This window comes from Nonomuraea sp. KM90 (assembly GCF_052246675.1).
Classification (GTDB): domain Bacteria; phylum Actinomycetota; class Actinomycetes; order Streptosporangiales; family Streptosporangiaceae; genus Nonomuraea.
In genome coordinates this window covers 1-17,971 of record NZ_JBQQCB010000128.1, presented here as the reverse complement: position 1 = coordinate 17,971, position 17,971 = coordinate 1, and the positions used below count along the sequence as shown (strand labels likewise).

General features: G+C 67.8%; 17 protein-coding genes and 1 pseudogene. 11 read left to right on the top strand and 7 right to left on the bottom strand.

Features of this window, described 5'->3' with window-relative positions; all coding sequences use genetic code 11:
- Positions 1 to 116 precede the first annotated feature (116 nt).
- Positions 117 to 1,469 carry an IS256 family transposase gene (locus ACTWPW_RS53305; protein ID WP_443173456.1) on the top strand — a complete coding sequence of 451 codons (1,353 nt, stop codon included), beginning with the start codon at positions 117 to 119 and terminating at the stop codon, positions 1,467 to 1,469.
- Between the two features lie 156 nt (positions 1,470 to 1,625).
- On the opposite strand, the gene ACTWPW_RS53300 is transcribed toward ACTWPW_RS53305, so the two are convergent.
- The 6 genes from ACTWPW_RS53300 to ACTWPW_RS53275 all read right to left on the bottom strand — a co-directional run bounded on the left by ACTWPW_RS53300 (position 1,626) and on the right by ACTWPW_RS53275 (position 4,974).
- Complete coding sequence (locus tag ACTWPW_RS53300; protein WP_443173455.1) at positions 1,626 to 1,847, bottom strand: hypothetical protein; 222 nt, start codon at positions 1,845 to 1,847, stop codon at positions 1,626 to 1,628.
- Positions 1,848 to 1,909: 62 nt separating this feature from the next.
- Positions 1,910 to 2,152 (bottom strand): transposase, encoded by a 243-nt coding sequence (locus ACTWPW_RS53295; RefSeq protein ID WP_443173454.1) that lies wholly within the window; start codon positions 2,150 to 2,152, stop codon positions 1,910 to 1,912.
- Positions 2,115 to 2,348 (bottom strand): hypothetical protein, encoded by a 234-nt coding sequence (locus ACTWPW_RS53290; protein ID WP_443173453.1) that lies wholly within the window; start codon positions 2,346 to 2,348, stop codon positions 2,115 to 2,117. Before ACTWPW_RS53290 ends, ACTWPW_RS53295 begins: the two co-directional genes overlap by 38 nt.
- 228 nt (positions 2,349 to 2,576) lie before the next feature.
- Complete coding sequence (locus ACTWPW_RS53285; RefSeq protein ID WP_443173452.1) at positions 2,577 to 2,789, bottom strand: hypothetical protein; 213 nt, start codon at positions 2,787 to 2,789, stop codon at positions 2,577 to 2,579.
- 326 nt (positions 2,790 to 3,115) lie between these two features.
- On the bottom strand, positions 3,116 to 3,661 hold the full coding sequence (locus tag ACTWPW_RS53280; RefSeq protein ID WP_443173451.1) for a flavoprotein: 546 nt from the start codon (positions 3,659 to 3,661) through the stop codon (positions 3,116 to 3,118).
- Positions 3,658 to 4,974, bottom strand: a complete 1,317-nt coding sequence (locus ACTWPW_RS53275; RefSeq protein ID WP_443173450.1) for a helix-turn-helix domain-containing protein — start codon at positions 4,972 to 4,974, stop codon at positions 3,658 to 3,660. Before ACTWPW_RS53275 ends, ACTWPW_RS53280 begins: the two co-directional genes overlap by 4 nt.
- A gap of 263 nt (positions 4,975 to 5,237) precedes the next feature.
- Here ACTWPW_RS53275 and ACTWPW_RS53270 point away from each other — a divergent pair, with 263 nt between their 5' ends.
- The 10 genes from ACTWPW_RS53270 to ACTWPW_RS53225 all read left to right on the top strand — a co-directional run bounded on the left by ACTWPW_RS53270 (position 5,238) and on the right by ACTWPW_RS53225 (position 17,711).
- Positions 5,238 to 6,071, top strand: coding sequence for an SAM-dependent methyltransferase (locus ACTWPW_RS53270; protein WP_443173449.1), 834 nt, complete (start codon positions 5,238 to 5,240; stop codon positions 6,069 to 6,071).
- 23 nt (positions 6,072 to 6,094) lie between these two features.
- Positions 6,095 to 7,009 carry a hypothetical protein gene (locus ACTWPW_RS53265; RefSeq protein WP_443173448.1) on the top strand — a complete coding sequence of 305 codons (915 nt, stop codon included), beginning with the start codon at positions 6,095 to 6,097 and terminating at the stop codon, positions 7,007 to 7,009.
- A 33-nt stretch (positions 7,010 to 7,042) separates the two neighbouring features.
- Entirely contained in the window at positions 7,043 to 7,642 is a 600-nt protein-coding gene (locus ACTWPW_RS53260; RefSeq protein WP_443173447.1) for a hypothetical protein, read from the top strand.
- Positions 7,643 to 7,713: 71 nt separating this feature from the next.
- Positions 7,714 to 7,869: a hypothetical protein gene (locus tag ACTWPW_RS53255; RefSeq protein WP_443173446.1), complete on the top strand. Its 156-nt coding sequence runs from the start codon at positions 7,714 to 7,716 to the stop codon at positions 7,867 to 7,869.
- A 1,390-nt stretch (positions 7,870 to 9,259) separates the two neighbouring features.
- Positions 9,260 to 10,156, top strand: a complete 897-nt coding sequence (locus ACTWPW_RS53250) for an SAM-dependent methyltransferase (protein ID WP_443173445.1) — start codon at positions 9,260 to 9,262, stop codon at positions 10,154 to 10,156.
- 7 nt (positions 10,157 to 10,163) lie between these two features.
- Positions 10,164 to 11,957 (top strand): hypothetical protein, encoded by a 1,794-nt coding sequence (locus ACTWPW_RS53245; protein WP_443173444.1) that lies wholly within the window; start codon positions 10,164 to 10,166, stop codon positions 11,955 to 11,957.
- A gap of 61 nt (positions 11,958 to 12,018) precedes the next feature.
- Positions 12,019 to 12,711, top strand: coding sequence for a methyltransferase (locus tag ACTWPW_RS53240; protein ID WP_443173443.1), 693 nt, complete (start codon positions 12,019 to 12,021; stop codon positions 12,709 to 12,711).
- A 411-nt stretch (positions 12,712 to 13,122) separates the two neighbouring features.
- Positions 13,123 to 14,586, top strand: a complete 1,464-nt coding sequence (locus ACTWPW_RS53235) for a hypothetical protein (RefSeq protein ID WP_443173442.1) — start codon at positions 13,123 to 13,125, stop codon at positions 14,584 to 14,586.
- A gap of 372 nt (positions 14,587 to 14,958) precedes the next feature.
- Positions 14,959 to 15,483, top strand: coding sequence for a hypothetical protein (locus tag ACTWPW_RS53230; RefSeq protein WP_443173441.1), 525 nt, complete (start codon positions 14,959 to 14,961; stop codon positions 15,481 to 15,483).
- A gap of 179 nt (positions 15,484 to 15,662) precedes the next feature.
- Positions 15,663 to 17,711 carry a tetratricopeptide repeat protein gene (locus tag ACTWPW_RS53225; protein WP_443173440.1) on the top strand — a complete coding sequence of 683 codons (2,049 nt, stop codon included), beginning with the start codon at positions 15,663 to 15,665 and terminating at the stop codon, positions 17,709 to 17,711.
- 15 nt (positions 17,712 to 17,726) lie between these two features.
- On the opposite strand, the pseudogene ACTWPW_RS53220 reads toward ACTWPW_RS53225, so the two are convergent.
- Positions 17,727 to 17,858: pseudogene (locus ACTWPW_RS53220) on the bottom strand (IS5/IS1182 family transposase); the annotation flags it as partial.
- Positions 17,859 to 17,971 lie beyond the last annotated feature (113 nt).

Genomic DNA, 17,971 nt, shown 5'->3' with positions numbered 1-17,971 from the left:
GGAAGACGCGCTGGCAGGAGCTTGAGGGTCGCGTCCGAGATGCGGTGTAAAAGTGAACGAGCGTAGGTTGCCGTGCTGAACCGTCCAAAGTTCGCACAACGCAAGGACCTACGCTCGTGGCACGCACACTACCGCCCGTTCAGGCCATCCGCGCCGAGATCGACGCCCTGTTCGCCTCCGACCGCGATCTGGTCGAGGTGATCGAGGACGTCGCCCGGCTCGGCGCCCGCCTGATCATCCAGACCGCCGTCGAGGCCGAGGTGGACGCCTTCCTCGGCCGCACCCGCTACCAGCGCGCAGCCGCCATCTCTGCCGACAGCAGCGAAGAGACGACGGTGCGGCCTGGTCACCGCAACGGGCACTGCCCGACCACCGTCAAGACCACCACCGGGCCGATCACCATTGCCCGGCCGAAGCTGCGCGGCACCAGCGAGAAGTTCGCCTCCCGCCTGTTCGGCGCCGGCGTCACCCGCACCCACGCGCTGGAAACGCTGGTCATCGCCTCGTTCGTACGCGGCCTGTCGGTGCGAGATGTCGAAGGCGCGCTGGCCGACGCGCTCGGTCCCGAGGCCGCCCTGTCCAAATCGACGGTCTCGACCATCTGCCAGGCCATCGTCGCCGAGTACGACGCCTGGTGCCGACGCGACCTGACCGGCGTCGAGCTGGACTACCTGTTCCTGGACGCCTCGCACTTCAAGATGCATGACGGGCAGCGGGCCGAACCGATCCTGGCCGCCTGGGGCATCACCACCGCCGGCAAGCCCATCTTCGTCGGCCTGGCCGCCGCCGGATCCGAGTCCACCGACGCCTGGCATGACTTCCTGACCGACCTGACCGCCCGCGGTCTGCGCCCGCCGCTGCTGATCGTCTCCGACGGCGCACCCGGCCTGATCAGCGCCGCCGAGCAGGTCTTCTCGCCCTCGCTGCGCCAAAGGTGTCTCGTTCATCGCGCCCGTAATGTGCTGGCCAAAGTCAGCGCCGGAGACCAGGCCGAGGTGAAGGCCGCCTACTGGCAGATCTTCGACCTCAGTGAGCTGGGTGAGGACGTCAAGCCCGGCCAGCAGCTCATCGACTGGGTGCAGCGGCGCATCGACGCCTTCGCCGAAGCCTGGGCCGCCCGCTATCCAGCAGCGGTCAAGTGCCTGCTCACCGACCGCCAGAGCCTGACTCCCTATCTGCGCTTCCCCCTCGAGCACCACAAGCGCGTGCGGCACTCCAACTTCATCGAGCGCACCTTCGGCGAGACCCGCCGCCGAGTCAAGGTCATCGGCCGCTTCCCCGGCGAGACGTCCTGCGTCTCCCTGGTCTGGGCCGTGCTCGACCGAGCCGCCCGCGGCTGGCGCGGCTTCACCCTGACCAGCACGGGCCTGCGCATCCTGCAAGACCTCCGCCGAGCCCTGCTGCACCCGCCCGCCCAGCTCCACCCGACCGACGACCCGGCCTTGGCACCCGCTACCGAAGCCGCCTAAGATCCACTCACGGCACCTACCTCGTTGAGCCTTTTACACCGCTCCGAGGACGCGACCGAGCTTGAGTGTCTGACCCGCAAATTCGACCTTCACGTGGGCAGGCGGCAGCGAACCCCGAGTGGTGGTGCGCGAGAGCGACTCGCGGTGGGTTGTGGGTCAGGCGGTCTCGGGCTCGATGAGGATGGCTTTGCCACTGCGGATGACGATCTTCTGGCCGGTCAGGGCCTGGAACTGGCTGGCCAGACTGCGGGCGCGACGGTCTTTTGTTGATGCGGGTGTCGTAGTGGTCGGCACCAGGTCACGGAAGTGGGCGTGTGAGTCGGACAGCAGCTGGTAGACGACGGTGAGCACCGAGTTGCCGGCGGCGACCAGGGCCATGGAATTGCCGCGACGGCGGGCGATGCGGCGATAGCGCTCGCCGAGGAAGGTATCGGTCTTGCTTACGGAGAAGACGATCCGGCCCAGGGTGCCAGCCAGCGGTTGCCCTTGCCGCGGCCCTTGCCCTTCTTGCGGCCTGCCGACTCATGGGTCTGCGGGCAGAACTTGGCCCAGGACACCAGGTGAGCGACAGTAGGGAAGCGGCTCATCTCCACGCCGATCTCGGCGATCAGCTCCTGGGCGGCCACCGGACCCACCCCGATGATCTCATCGGGCTGGGCCGCCTGCGCCGAGAAAGGGTTCATGGCCTGCTCGATCTCGGCGTCCAGCAGGGCGGCCTGCTCGGAAGGCCCGGTCGATGTTGATCAGTATGATGCGCAGCAGCACCGCGTGGTGATCGGTGAAGAAGCCGCGCAGCGCCTCCTCCAGGACGGGGATCCTGCGCATGCTGCCCCGGGCCATCCCGGCCAGCACCTTGGGATCGCGCTGACCGTCGATCAATGCGTGCAGCATCTGCCGGCCGGATACCCCGAAGATGTCCTGGCCGGTGTCGCGGTTGTGCCCAGATGGCGGCGGTCAGGGCAAGGATGCGGTGGGCAATTCGGGGCGCCGACGCGTTCTCGTTGAGCTGTCACTTGGTGAGCAGCAGCATGCTGTCTGGTCCGTTGTTGCCTTTCCCCGACGGTCGGTCCAGTAGCGGGTTAAGTCGGGATCGTCGGGGGAGGCGGGTCAATGGTCGCCATCGCCGTCCCAGACGATCTTCGTCCAGGCGAACTTGGGCAGGTAGGCTCCGTTGTCCTTGTCGCCGAAGACCCACTGGCTAGCGCGACCGTCCTCGGCCGCGACCGGCACGCGCTGTTCGACGGCGAGACCGTCATGCTCGACACGGCGTAATACCCGCTCGCCCTGGTCGACGGCACCTGCCAGCAGCGGCAAGGTCAACGGCGGTATCTTGGCCGCGCTGACCGCTGGCGGCATCCTCGACCCACCACCGCCCGGGTCCTCGAACTCATCGGTGCCCGGGTCGCGACGAAAGACGAAGCCAACACGCAACGGCTCCGGCCAGGCGTGTCCGCCCAGATCCTGAGCACGTAACCCCAGACGGGGAAGCCCAGCGATGGAGTTGCTGCGCCGTGTGGCGAAGGAGAGACGGATCCGGTTCTAATAGACGGACGACCGGCCGCTGAAGAACCTTTAACCTATGTCGCCAGGCCGCAATAGCGGCATTCGCCATCCGGTAGGCGGCAGGGCTTTCTCGGTTGGGACCGTCAAGAGCGCTCCAGCTTGGAGAGCGCGGTGAGCGCGAGTTTCCAGGGGTAGGTGTCGAGGCGGCTATCACCAGAGTTCGGCGGATGCGGCTCGAACCGGCCAGGCCCGAGTAGAACGCGCACGCCTTCAGCGCGAAGAGACGCAACACTGCGGAGAAAGGGTGCGCGGGAGGCGAGGGCACTGTTGACGAAGGGCAGAACCACGACCGGAATGCCCAGCCCTGGAGCTTCGGAAAGGATACCGAGGGCGTACGTGTCGGCGATGCCCTGGGCGAACTTATTGATAGTGTTGAAGGTGGCCGGAGCCACGATGATCGCGTCCGCGCGGGGCGACCTTGGCTCGCCCGGATTGCGGTATTGGCTGCGGACTGGTCGGCCGGTCTGCTGTTCGAGCTGGCGCGCATCGATGAAGTTCAACGCCGGTGGGGTGGCGATGATCTGAACGGTCCAGCCTTCGTCCTTGGCCATGGTGACGAGGCGGTCAACGTCTCCGGCCGGGCCAGCCGCGCACACCACGATGTAGAGAACCTGGCCAGACTGGGTCACGTGTTAACTCCCAGAGACGCGGCGTACTCGCGGGCTTCACGCCGCAAGCTGGGTGGTGCGGTCGCCTGGATGTCACGGACCAAGCGAAGTGGCGCGGGACGGCCCGAGATCTCCTCTGGCGCCAGGTCGCTGGCTGCCCGCAAGATGTGCAGGGCCTTCTCATGCTGGCCTCTTAGCAGGAATGCTCGGGAGGTGTCGAGGAGGAGGGTGGCCTTACGCTCGTTGACCGGTAGTTTGTCGATCTCGACTTGTCTAGCGTACTTGATTGCTGCGCCGACGTCGCCGAGACGGACTGCGATGTTCACGCGATGACACAGGATGTTGTTGGGACCGAAAGCGGTCCACATGTGGTTTCCGTCATATCCGAGCCGAGTGCCAGCATCCGTAGCCTCGTCCAGTAGTTCAGCGATTGTGTGCCGTTCTCCGCTGTGGGCGGCGGCAATGGCACCTCGTAGGAGGAGCGATCCGTAGACGGAGAGGTCGTCCACGGAGGGGTCGGTCAGTGCGGCGTCCATGCGCTGGGCCGCCCCGCGTGCTGTATCTGTCGCGGTGCGGTGGTGCCCGCCGTCCATGAGGGCGTGGGTGATGATACGAATGCTCGACCCAAGCATGAGCGGGCTCTGGCTGGCCTGCGCCGCTTGGATGCTCCGGTCCGCAGCGAGCCACGCGAGTCCCTTGTCATCCTGCTTGAGTAGCACTGAGGCGGCCACATGGTGCGTTTCTGCCGCGAGAGCGTGTGCCTGTAGCTGAGCGTCTCCATCGAGCACCGCGCAGGCTGTGCGCAGATCACGCACGAGTCTTGGAAGCCCGCTGATCACTTGGGAGTAGCGGCAGGCTTGATAGTTGCGCTTGGCCGTGCCGACCGCACACGCTAAGGACGGAAGGTCTACGGGGCCGTCAGTGGACTGGGAATGATCGACAAGGACGCCCGCGAGGGTCTCGATCGCGCCGCCCGCTCTGCCCCGATCGTCAGAAGCGCCCAGGACCGCATCGAACAACGAAGCCCCGGTAAGGCCCACGAATTCGCGGCGTCGCACTTCGCCTCCGTCCCCCTCCAATGCAACGAAATCAGCGGCATACGCGACATTTGTGATCTTAGCAACCAGGCCTACTAGAGCTACCAGTTCCCCGTCTGCTCCCACAGCCTTATCAAGTGCCTGCACGACAGGCAGGCTTGGGGCGCACCGACGTCCAAGCTCAAGATCTGAAACGTAGCTCTTGCCACAGGCGGATCGACGGGCCACTTCACGCACAGACAAACCAGCGTGTTGACGTAGACGTCGAAGCGCCTCGCCAAACGTTTCTATGCCCATGCGGTGCTCCCTGTCATGTCCGCTGAGTGTCCGGAGACTCAGCGGACACTCAGCGGACAGTCCACCCCTAGACCATGACTGGCGTGCTGACAACGCTACTACTACGGGCTGCATCTACCAGCGCCCTCACATGAAAGACGGCCCCGGCCCCCGGCGCGCGAACACCGGGGGGAGCTCCGGGGCCTTGATCAGGAATCGAGGTCCTGACCTATGCAAAAGCGTAAGGCCATCCAAGCCGGACGGCGCCACATCGGGCAATCCTCATGAGTGCCGCCGAGATGGCTTCCTCGCACGCGTCTGGCGAGGACCGTTACGACTTTTCCAGGCCATCGATCGCCCGTGTTTATGACGCCGCCACCGGCGGCAAGGACAACTTGCCGTCGGACCGGGGCGTGCTGGGCCTGTTGCAGGAGGATGCGCCCGAGCTCCCCGTGGCTGCCAGGGCGAACCTGGAGTTCGTCCGCCGCGCCACTGATGTGGTCGCGCAAGCAGGGATTCGCCAGTGGCTGGACCTCGGATGCGGGTTGCCGGCGCAGGGCTTCGAGACCACGTATGACATAGCAGCTCGCCACCACCAGGGCGCTCGCGTCGTCTACGTGGACAACGACCCGCACGTGGCAGTCCACGGGCGCGCTCTGCTCGACGTTCCCGGCGCAACCTGCGTGGTCCAGGGCGATGCGTGGGAGGTGGACGCGATCGTCGGCGACGAGGAGGCCGGCCTGCTCGACCACGGCCAGCCCATCGGGATCATCGCTACGGCGCTCGCGCACTTCAAGCCGGATTCGGAAGATCCTGGCGGCATCCTGCGCCGCTACATGGCCCACTTCCCCTCCGGCTACCTGATCTTCTCGCACGCTCGGAGTGATCTCCTGAGCCCGACGGAGCTGGAGCGGATGGTGACCAACTACAAGCGGACGGCGGATATCTACCCGCGGCCGATCGCTGCCATCCGGCAGATGTTCCTCCACGGCCTGGAGCTCCTTGAGCCGGGCCTGGTCGAGGCGTCCACATGGAGGCCCAACGACGCGATAAAGCTCGACGTCGGCAGGGCGCACTTCCTCGTGGCAGTCGCCCGATTCCGGAAGCCCGCATCGTGACCTCATCGCCCATGGAGACCTCCTTGCTTACGCCCCTCCGATGGGACGGTCTACCGCCCCTCGTACGAGACGCCATCACCGAGCAGGTCGGCCGCAAAGCCCTGGCGCAGTGCATTCCGGCGGCGCCGGGGGAATTCGCGGCCCGCATGTACGGCGATGACGAGGTATTCGTCAAGGCGATCGCGACGAGCAGCCCGCACGCGCACCTGCACAAGCGCGAGCGGTGGGCAGCCCGTCACATCCCCGCCCTCGCGCCCTCGGCGCCGGTACCACGCAAGGTGTGGGAGATGGACGTCGGCGGCAACGGCCACCCGCGCTGGCACATCACGGCGTGGGAGCTGATCAACGACCATGCCCGTCCCATCGACGTGACAGGCTGGACGGCCGACCTTCCGGCCGCGCTCGACGCGGTGGCGCAGCTCGGCAAGCTGCTCACGCCCTGCCCACACAGCGCCCCCTCGATCGTCCAGCGCCTGCACAGTCTGGTGGCAAAGGCCCGCATCATGCTGGAGCGTCCGCCGACCCAGCTCTACGGACGCAGTCTCTACGACACGGCCCTGAACGGGTTCGTGATCGACCGGTTGAACGGCGACACTCTGCTGCACGCCAACCTCAGCGCCCGCCACATGCTCATCAAGGACCAGGCCGTACAGGTCGTCGGCTGGTCACACGCATGTTCCGGCCAGGCGTGGGTGGACCCCGCGCTGCTCGCGCCCTACCTCGTCGCCGGCGGCCACACCCCCGAGCAGGTGCACACCCTGCTGTGGGCGATACCGGCCTGGCGGGACGCACCGACAGACCTGATGGCCGGCATGACGGCGCTGTGGACGCTCTACCACCTGCACCAGGGCCACTACACAGACGAGCCCGACGAGGTGTCCGTCCGCCTGGCCGACGCCGGCCAGGAGTGGCTGGCCTACCTGGTCGCCCAGACCTGACCAACGCCGAACCGTTTCCTGAGGAGGCACACCATGCAGGCCCGCGACGCCGACCGCTCTGCCGACACCGCAGCCTGGGAGAAAGACCTCGCGGACCTGCAAGCGTTCGCCCGCGCATGGTTCCTGGTCATGCACTCGCCCTACTGGCGGCGCTTCATCGCCATCTACACCGGCCACTGCGAGCAGGGCATCGTCCTCCACGCTGCCGACCCGGGCGCGATGAGAACACTCATGGACCGGGTCGCGCCGCCCCACTGGCGAGACGATCTCCTGCCTGAGGTATCCCCGGCTCGACCGTCGAAGGCCGACGTGCGGGAGCTGCTCGCCGCCCTCTCCCATACGGCGGTCGATGATGACGCAACGCGGGCGCGACACTCCCCGGCTGCGCAGGCCGGCGGGCATGCCATGTCGAGCGTGTGGCCGTCCGAGGCGGCCTACACGCGCCGGCGCAGACCCGAGCAGCCTCGTTCACACGGGCCCGCGTCGTCTCCTTCCCACCGCCCTCCACCGTGCAAGCAGTCGGCCGTGGACGGCGGGCGTCAACTCCGGCCGCTCTCTTCCCCGCCGAGCCTGGCCGCTTGTTGCCAGGACGCGGCCGAACCCGAGGGAGGCGGGCTCATGGTGCTGCGCTGAGCCCGCCTCCCTCACCTACTCCGTCAGGGCGCACAGCTCCCTGAACGTCCACACCCAAGGACACGAACCTCATGAACGCGCAAATCGCCCTCGGCATCATCGCCGCCATCGAAGCCCGCCGGCGGGCCGAACGCCAGGCCGCACAACCCCCCGCCGACCACGAGGAGACGCCCACCGAACCGGCCGCCGAACCATCGCAGGACGAGCTCGGAACCAGCGCCGCCTGACACACGCGAACCAGCCACAAGCCGCAGCCAACGCTCACACCCCGTGCACGGCTGCGGCGCGCAACCCCCGAGGACCGGCCCGGCCTCGGGGGCCGGCCGTGGGACGGCGAGCCCATCGCCGTCCCACGGTTGTCCTGCGCCCCCAACCCGAAGGATCAGCGTTGGACCCCTACATCGCACACCCGTTCTGGCTACTGCCGGACGACCCGCTCCAGTACCGGTGGGGCTGGGTCAGCAGGCTGGGCGCGTTCCTCCTGTCCGACACACCACCGAGCCCGTCGCCGCAGCACGACCCCAGCCGCGGCGCCGACCGTGAATCGGAGGCATCATGCACAACCTCATCGTGACCCCGTACCTGGCCGGCGGCTTCCCGATCCTGCATCCGGGCCGGCAGGGCGGCCTGCGGCTCAGGCGTGCCAGGTATGACGAGCACGCCAACCCCGACGAGCCGCCGGGCTGGCGGTACGTCCGCTCTGTGCGTTGTTGCCGCCCCCCGGCATGTGTGCACGCCAGCTGTGTCAGCTTTCGGCAGGGACCAGCGGCGCACTTCGCCCTCCCTGGGGCCATGATGGCGAATTTCGGCACCTTCCAGCGCAATGAGCTCTGCCCGGATCCGGGGCCTTGCATCTTCAGGCGCGCGCCTTCGTGCTGACGAGACAGAACGCCGGACGTCCAGCTCCATCTCGGCTGCTGGAGGGTGACAGCTCCAGCTCTGCCGGCAGCCTGGAGCCGGGGGTGCTCGCCCCGTTCGATCTGCTTGGCCACATGATTGGCGAACCCATGTAGATCAGCTCACTGTGGTCCCTCAGCTCCGGCAGCTCTGCGCCAAGGTCGTCCGTCACCACGCAGCAACTGCAGACCCCCTTGGGCCACCAGAAACCCCTATAGACCTTTATGGAGGCCTATAGAGGCATAGGAGATCGCATCAATGTGCCTGTGCGTCCTCCGATGGGATGGACGCACGGTGCCGTGCGCTTCGCGCTCTCACCGGGCGCAAAACGCACGAAGCCATGCCGCGGCACATTGGCTGTCACCTACATCTGGAGTCGAGATACGCCAGCATTTCGCACGGGGCAAGCTCCGAGCGTCACGAGAAACGAAATTGCTCACCTCGCCCACCGGAGCCACCGCATGCGCGCCCCATACCGCACATGGGCGGGTTTGACGTCGCTCATCCTCACTCAACCTGAAGGGCAACCCCCCGTTACCGGCGTAACGCGTTGGGTGAGCCAATACACACAGGCCCAAATAGTGGGCTCGTCGCACGCGGCAACTAACCAGTGCGACGAGCCCGGATCGGAATCGAGGTCCGACCCACGATGACCAAGGTAACCGCGAGCGCTTCGCTCGCCCACCACTGCAGGCCCATCAACCCCGTTGAGGGGGGCCGATGAGCGCATCGGAGCCCCCAAACACCCCGGTCGACTGGGACGGTATCGACCCCAACGTCCCCAACGTCGCGCGCATGTACGACTACATGCTGGGCGGCAAGGACAACTTCGCGGCCGATAGGGACCTCGTCGATCAAGTCCTGCGGGAATCGCCGTGGGTGCAGGCGGCGGCACGCCATAACCGACAATTCGGTGGCCGCGCCGTCGAGCACGTCATCCGCGAACTCGCCCTCACACAGTTCATCGATATCGGTTCCGGCCTGCCCACCCAGGACAACGTGCATCAGGTCGCCCAGCGGGCCTGCCCGCAGGCCTGTGTGGTGTACGTCGACATCGACACCGTCGTGGCCTGCCACGCACGAGCCCTGCTGGCCACGGATGAGGCCACCATCTTTGTCGTCGGCGACGTGCGCCAGATCGACAAGCTCCTGCATGAGCCCGAGATTCGCGAGCTGATCGCATGGGACAAGCCGGTCGTCATCGTCATGGTCGCGGTGCTGCACTTCGTCTCCGATGACCACGACCCGGCAGCCATCATCGACACCCTCTGGTCGATGCTCCCGAATGGGAGCGCGATCATCTTTACGCACGCGTGCACCGATGGCGTCTCTGCGGATGAAGTCGCCACGTTGACGCAGCGGTACAGACAGACGAACGCGCCCGTGTACGCCCGCTCCAAGCAGGAGATCCTCGGGCTGTTCGGTGACAAGTGGACGTGGCTGGACCCGGACCGGGGTTTCGACGACAAGCTCCCCGACGAGCCCCGACGCGTCAGCGACGGCCTTGTCCCCGTCCAGTTTTGGCGCCCCCACCCTGATGCGCTGATCGAGGAAACGGCGGGGAACTTCATCGGCGGCGTCGCCGTGCGGTACGAGCCGAACACGACCGCGGCATGAACGCGGCATGAACGCCACCGCCCTGAACAGCTCACATCCCGACGCCCCTCACCACCCGACGCATGCGACGGTCTGCCCGCCCGACCCCCTCAGCGTCCCGGCCGAGGCCTCGCTGGCCGCCGCGCGGGCTCTGCGTACGGCCCTGGCCGAGCACGGGATGGATGCGGCGATCACCTTCCGCGACGCTGACCCACGCCTGCACATCGAACGGTTCGGGAACCGGCGGAACGGTTCGGGTCATGAAGCGTTCGCCGCCGGGCTGCCGCCCGAGCGCACCTCGGCCTTAAGCCGGCCCGTTCGCACGCTCGTGCGCGGACTCAACCGGTACGACAACCGTCGGGTGCTGTGCGCGCCGCGCATCCCTGATCGGCTTGCCGAGGGACCTACCACCATCGAGGACCTGCACACTTGGTGCCGACAGGCCCGGCAGGCCCGACGCCCTCAGGACGGTCGCCTGGATCTGACGCTGCCTGATCTAGCCAGACTGCTCGGTATCAGGCAGTCCCAGGAGTGGGCGGACAAGACACCCGCCGCCTTCTACTGGCTGACATGTCTGGGGCACCTACTCACCTGTGGTCCTGAGTCGATGCCGGCAGCGGTATTGCTGTACGCGCTGCCGTTCTGGCGAAAGCCGCTGGCCACCATGGCCGACACCGTCCGCACCGGAGTGCCCGTGGCGGTGACCGGTGCCGTCGACGATCTCGGCGTCGACGCGCCCACCGGCAGGGGAAAGCGCGCCGCCGCCTTCCACGCCGGCCGCAGCGCCACCCTGGCCGCCACCCTGGCCGCCACCGTCGCGGACGCCATCGGCAGCAACCTTCGCCACACCATCTGCCATGTGGTCACCATCGGCGGGACGGCAGTGCTCCTCGCCGACCTTCTGCACCGCCTCCCGCTCGTCAGCGGCGTCCTCGTCGACGCGCGCGAACCGGACGCCGCCGCGCGCCAGCCAGCCAGCGCCGACGCCCTCGCCGGCCGCTGGGCGGTCACGGTAGGCCGCGGCGTGAACGCCGGCATTCCCATGCTGCAGTTCCGGGCGCTGTACCTGATCTGCGGCGTGATCAACACCATGCCCGAGCACGACGCGCAGCGCCTGCTCACTCAAGTCGCCACCGCCATGGACCTGTCGGGACCGCACAGCATCGTGTGGCTGGTCCAGTCGGTGGTTCCGGACGAGGCCGAACCTCATCCCGCCTTCGCTCACGACCTGCCCGCCATGACGCGCACCCGGCATGGCCGTGAACGCAGGGTGGGCGAGTACGCAGCTCTGCTGCGCGAGGCCGGTCTGCGCTTGGTCGGCATCATCGCCACCGGCGAGCAGACGATCATCACGGCCAGCACCCGCAGCCATCCGCTCACGCCCGACGGGCGAGATGCGCCCGCCGCCCGCGCCGTCGCCCTGCTGACGTCCACGACGTCCGCTATGTCGTCTCGTCCCTTCCAACGATCGGGATCGCCCGCATCATATGACCAGCATCACTGGGCCCGACGAGGGCACACAGCAGTTCCACAACCTGACCCGCGGGCATCACATCGGTGCGATCACCGCGGAGGGACGAGCGTCGGACGCGGTGCTCTACGCCTTCTGCGCTCTGGGCATCGCGGACCGGCTGAGCCAGTCACCCGCGATCACTCCCGAGGTCGCCTCCTGGTGCCGCGCCACCTGGCAAGCGCCCCACCTGCGGTGCGGCAACCTTGGCAGGCTGCTGCGCGCGGCCCACGCCCTGGGCTGGATCGCCCCGCTCCGAGATGGCGCCTGGAGCCTGACATCTGTCGGGCACAGCCTGCGCACCGCCGGTGAATCGGTGGTCGCCCGGGTGAGGGCGACATCGGACACCGCGGGGGGCGAGATCGCGCGTCGCATGGAGCACGCGATCGTGGGCGGGGCAGATCAGCCGGTGCGACACAGCGGCGAAACCCTGCGCGGCTGGCTCGATGAGCTGCCGCCGGACCTGGCCGAGGTGATGGTCGCACAGATGTCCGGCCGTAGCGCAGCGGCCGCCGCGCTACTCGCCGAGCGGCCCCTGGGGCACGTCATGAAGGTCTTTGATGTCGGCGGTGACGGAGTCATCCTGGCCGCGCTGCTGCAACGGCACCCGCGGCTGCACGGCTGGCTGCTGAATCAGCGTCTGCCGGCCGAGGCCGGCGAGCGGCTCCGCCGCGAGGACATGGCCGAGCGGTGCCAGGCCACCACCCTCGACGTTTTCCACGGGCGCCTGCCCTGCGGCTATCGGCCCCTGTACGTGCTCGACACCGTGCTGTGCCAGCTCGGCGACGACCTGGCTGAGCGCCTGTTGCAGCGCATCGCCGCGGGTATGGCCGGTGTCGGCAGCGCCGAACTGTGGCTGGTCGAACCGATCCTGCCCGAGCCGCCCACCGCGCACAGCAGCGTCGTCGACGATCTTGTTTGGATGGCGGTCACCGCCGCCGGGCGTGCCCGCACGCTCATTGAGCACGGCGAGCTTCTTCGGCGCGCTGGCTGGCCAGACGTCGAGCAGGTGCCGCTCGACGATGAGCAAGGCCTGATTGTCGCCCGGCTCCCGCGCCCCCGATGAGACCGCCTCCGGCCTACCGTGGCGGCCGGACACGGCACCCGCCCGCATCGTCCCAGCCTTGCCGCCCCCCAGGGGTGGGTCGGCTGGTGTACCTGCCTGCGAGCGGCGCCTGCGTCCCAACACGGCTGGCCAACCCAGGCAACTCACCCGGTCGCCGGCCGTCCGCGGTCGGACGTCGCGGCGCCGCACCTGCAAGCGGTACCGCGGCACAGGGCTCGCCAGGGGAGGGGCGCCCTAGCACGCCGATACCCAGCGCGGATACCGGATCACGACGGGCCTTTTTGCGCACGAGAGCACAGATAATGCACGGCTCGACCACGTCGAATCGTGAGCGAACGCCGCATGTGGTGGCGGCACCACCGGCCACGCATCGGATGGCACGACAAAAATGGTGAAAGGAGAACGACAAACGTGGCACGGCCGAAGGAATGGAGCGGGCTTGAGGCCACGCTCCTGCGCAGGGCGCTGGGAATGAGTTTGCGCAAGTTCGCCACCACGCTGGGAGTTGCGGAGGGCACCGTCTCCAAGTGGAAAAGGCTGGGCGCCGCCATCTGTCCCAACGCCGACAGCCAGGCGCGCCTGGACACGATGCTGGCCCGCGCTGGGGAAGAAGCCCAGCAGCATTTCTCGCGGCTGTTGACCGGCGCCGACCTCGCGCACGCCGAAGACCCAGCAGACGCCACGCACAGGCCGAGCGAACCAGGCCTGGCCTTCACCACGACACCAGATGCCTTGCTGGCCGCCTGCGCTGCATTGTGGGCTGCCGACTTGAATCATGACCACGAGCTGCTCCGTCAGGACGTGCCCGGCCCGCTGGTGAAGCTCGCGGCCCTGGAGTGGCTCGTCGCTGGGCCGCCCCAGTCGTGGCGCTCAACGCACGGGAGCCGTCACGTCACTGCAGATGACGTCGCAACGGTGCGCGCCATGGTGCGCCGCATGGAAACCCTCGATCACCGCTTCGGGGGCGGCTATGCCCGAAGGGATGCGCTGCGGTGTTTGGCCGGCGAGGTAGGAGCGATGTTGCGCGGGACATTCACCGATCCCGCGGTGGGGAAGGAGCTTTGCGCCGCCGCCGCCCAATTGATGTGCCGGACCGGTGCGATGGCCTACGACATCGGCTTGCACGGATGGGCTCGCCGATATTTTATCCAAGCTCTCAGCATGGCTCACGCGGCTGACGACCGCGCCCTGGGCGGCAACGTGCTCGCCCTCACCAGCCACCAAGCCACGTTTCTGGGCGAGTTTGAGCTGGCTGTCACCCTTGCACGCGCTGCCAAGGTCGGCGCGAACACGCACGCCACCGCGGCCGTGCACGCCATGTACTGCGTGAGGGAGGCCCGGGCGCTGGCACATCTGGGCGACCGGGACGGCTGTATCGCCGCGCTGCGGGAAGCCGAACGGTCGTTTGCCGGTCGCCGTCCCGCCCAGGAACCTGACTGGATCGGCTACTTCGACGTGGCCGAGCTGTATGCCGAGTTCGGTCACACCTTCGCCGCCTTGGGGCAGACACGCGACGCCATCGGCTACGCCAGCCGCGCTCTTGCGGAATCCAGCCCGGCGTTCCCTCGCTCGCAAACGTTCTGCCGTCTGACGCTCGCCGGCGCCTACGCGGCCGCCGAACGTGCTGAGGAACGGGATGTGCAGGTCGCGTGCGCCATCGCCGCCGAAGCCTTGGACATGGCAGCCACGCTCCAATCGGCACGAGTCCAGGTGGCTGTCCAACGATTCGACGACCTCCTGGCTCCGTATGCGCACATGCCCACAGTGAAGGCCTTCCGGGAACGAGCACGCGCGACCCTCGCCAACACCACCAACACCGCCCACGCCACCGATGCCGCCGGGGCCTCGCACGCTTCGGCTGTCGCACCTACCTGAGCCTCGAGTGGACCGGACGGACCGAGCCACGGCGAGCGGGCGGGCAGGGCGGGCCATGAGGGCCGGTCAGGAAGGGCGGTCAGGAGACGGCGGCGCCGGCGATGCGGAAGTGCTGGCGATCAGCCGGCGCGCCATGCCAGCTGGCGTCGCTCCCGAGTTGGCTTAAATTGGTGCGCACCTGGACGACGAGGGGCCGGGTGAGAGCTTGACGGAGGTCCCCGGTAGAGGGCCGGGGCGATGCCGGGGCGCGAGCGCGTGGGGTGGGCCCGCTCGGGCTGGGCCACTGATTACTGGAGTGCCTGATCACCGGCCGTTTCGCGGCATCAGGCAGGAAACCGACACGCTCGTCGCGCGCCTTCGCGCGGTGTTCAGATGGCGAAATGGAAGCGCACGGATGGAGGGCGGTGGGCGCACGCCGATGTGCTCGCGGGCCTTGGCATGGCTCTGGCGCACTTTCATCCGCATGCCCGCCCCAGCGTGGTGATCGCGCCGGAAGCCCGTGGCTTCATCATCGGACCGCTCACGGCCGTTGCGGCGGATGCCGGATTCATCGAGATGCGGAAAGGCCGTGAGGATGGTGACTACGGGGACGACGTCCTCGGCCAAGACCGGGTGATGGTTCGCAGCACTCCGCCCGACTTCGCTGACCGGGCCCTGGATTGGGTGGTGCAGCGGCGGTTCCTGCATCCCGGCCACCAGGTGCTGTTCGTGGACGACTGGGTGGAGACTCCAGCCACCGCCCGGATCGCGCGCCGGATCGTCGAGGACAGCGGCGCGAGCTGGATCGGCGCCGCGGTGATCGTCGACGCCACCGACGGCCACTCCCACCCTGATCTGCGCCTGCGCGCCCTCCTGCGTTCGAGGGAGCTGCCTGAGCTCGGAAGTGGCGGGAAATAGGCGAATAAATGGCAGGCCTTCCTATCACCGTGCCCCTCGCGGCTGCTGGAAAATGCCAGTGACCTGTCTCCAGATCGCGCATGGCGGAGCAGGCGATGAAGTCATGGTGATACCGCAGCGGTTGCTGTCCGAAGTCAATGGAGAGGTGGACGGTGGCCATGGCCCCGGATGAGGCCGTCATGAGCGAGAGAGCTCGGGCACTGCTTGAACGAGGCGTACGGCTCTCGGAACTGGACCGCCCGGCCGAAGCCCTGAACGCGGAGCAGGAAGCCGTCGCCCTCTACCGGCACCTGGCCACGACCGATCCCGACCGCTATCGCCCCGATCTCGCCAAGGCCCTGAACAATGTCGGCGTGACCCTGTCGGAGCTCGATCGTGCATCCGAAGCCCTCAGCGCCGAGCTGGAAGCGGTCACTGTCCGCCGTGGGCTGGCGGCGGCCGACCTTGACGAATACGGCCCCCACCTCGCCGAGTCCCTGACCAACCTCAGCGTGACCTTCACTGAGCTAGACCGGGCGGCCGAAGCTCTCAGCGCGGAGCAGGAAGCCATCACCCTCTATCGGCGAAGCGCCGCGACTGATCCCGGCACCCACCGGCCGAACCTTGCCGACGCCTTGGTCAGCGCAGGCGTGACCCTGTCGGCACTCGATCGTCCGGCCGACGCCTTGACCGTGGAACAAGAAGCCGTCGCCATCCGCAGGCAACTCGCCGCGGCTGATCCCGACCGCCACCTCCCCGACCTCGCTGACCTTCTGGGCAGCCTCGGCGTGACCTTCACCGATTTGGATCGCCCGGCGGACGCCCTGATCGTCGAGCAGGAGGCCGTCGCCCTCTACCGGAACCTGGCCACCGCCGACCCCGATCAGCACCTTCCCGACCTTGCCAAATCCCTCGCCAGCCTCGGGACGACCCTCTCGGCGCTCGACCGCTCGGCGGAGGCCTTGGCCGTCACGGAAGAAGCCGCCGCCATCCGCCGCCAACTCGCCGCGGCCGACCCCGACACCCAGCGCGCCGACCTCGCCGACATCCTGACGAACCTCGGTGTGAGACTCTCCGATCTTGAACGCCCGGCCGACGCCTTGGTCGCGGAGCGAGAAGCCGTCGCCCTCTACCGGGACCTGGCCACCACCGATCCCGGCCTTCACCGCCCCGATCTTGCCGATTCGCTGACCAACCTCGGTGTGACCTTGTCGACACTCGAACGCTGGGCCGAGGCCCTGACCGTCGAGGAGGAGGCCGTCACCCTCCTGTGGCAGCTGACCGCGGTAGACCCTCCGAGACACCTTCCCGACCTCGCCAAGGCCCTGGCCAGAGTTGGTGTGACCCTCGGGGTGCTTGATCGCCTGGCCGAGGCTCTGGACGCCGAGAAGGAAGCCGCGACCCTCTTCCGGCAACTGGCCGCCACCGACCCCGGCCGTTACCGTGGCGATCTCGCAAGAGCACTGGTCAACGTCGGCGTGCGGCTGACAGACCTCGACCGCCCCGCCGAAGCCTTGCGCGTGGAGGAGGAGGGCGTCGTCATACGCCGGGAACTGGCCGCAGCCGACCCTGACCAGTACGGCGCCGACCTCGCGGACGCACTGACCAACCTCGGCCTGACCTTGTCAATACTCGACCGCACCGCAGACGCCTTGGACGTGGAACGGGAGGCCGTCGCCGTCCGCCGGCAACTGGCCGCGACAGACCCCGACCATCAGGGCTTCCACCTCGCCGTATCCCTGGCGACCCTCGGCACGAGCCTCTCGGATCTGGGCCGTACCGCCGAAGCCTTGAGCGCCGGGCATGAGTCCGTCACCGTCTTCCGGCAACTGGCGACGACCGATCCCGAAAGTCACATCCCCAACCTCGCCGCAGCACTGATCAGCCTCGGAACGACCCTGTCAACAGCCGACCGCTGGGCCGAGGCCATGGCCGCCGAACAAGAAGCCGCCGATCTCTTGAGACAACTGGCTGCCACCGGCCACGACCGCCATCGTTCCAGCCTCGCCAAAGTCCTGACCCACCTCGGCGTGACCCTCTCGGAGCTCGGCAGGCCGGGCGACGCCCTGACCGCCGAGCGGGAGGCCGTCACGATCCGCAGGCAACTGGCCGCGGCCGACCCCGCTCGATACCGTCTCGACCTCGCCGAGGCACTGAACAACCTCTCCGTGAGCCTCTCGGAGCTGGGCCGTGAGAAGGAAGCGACGAAAGCGTGGGAGGAAGCTGAATTCATCCGCGAAGGCCGCTAGGAGCTGTTTCTCGGATCAGGAGCGGAGCCAGATGATCAAGGCGGCCAGGGTGACGGTGCCTAAGAAGATGTAGGCGCGCTTGTCGTAGCGGGTGGCCACGGCTCGGAAGTTCTTCAGCCGGTTGATCGCCCGTTCAAGCAGCTTTCTACAGTGCACCTATATAGCTGTTAGGGCCTGGAGCTGCGATGATTGGCATCGAAGGTCTGCTGGAGTTGGCGGCAGTCGTCCAGCGGCTCAAGGAGCAGAGCGCCCCGCGGGAA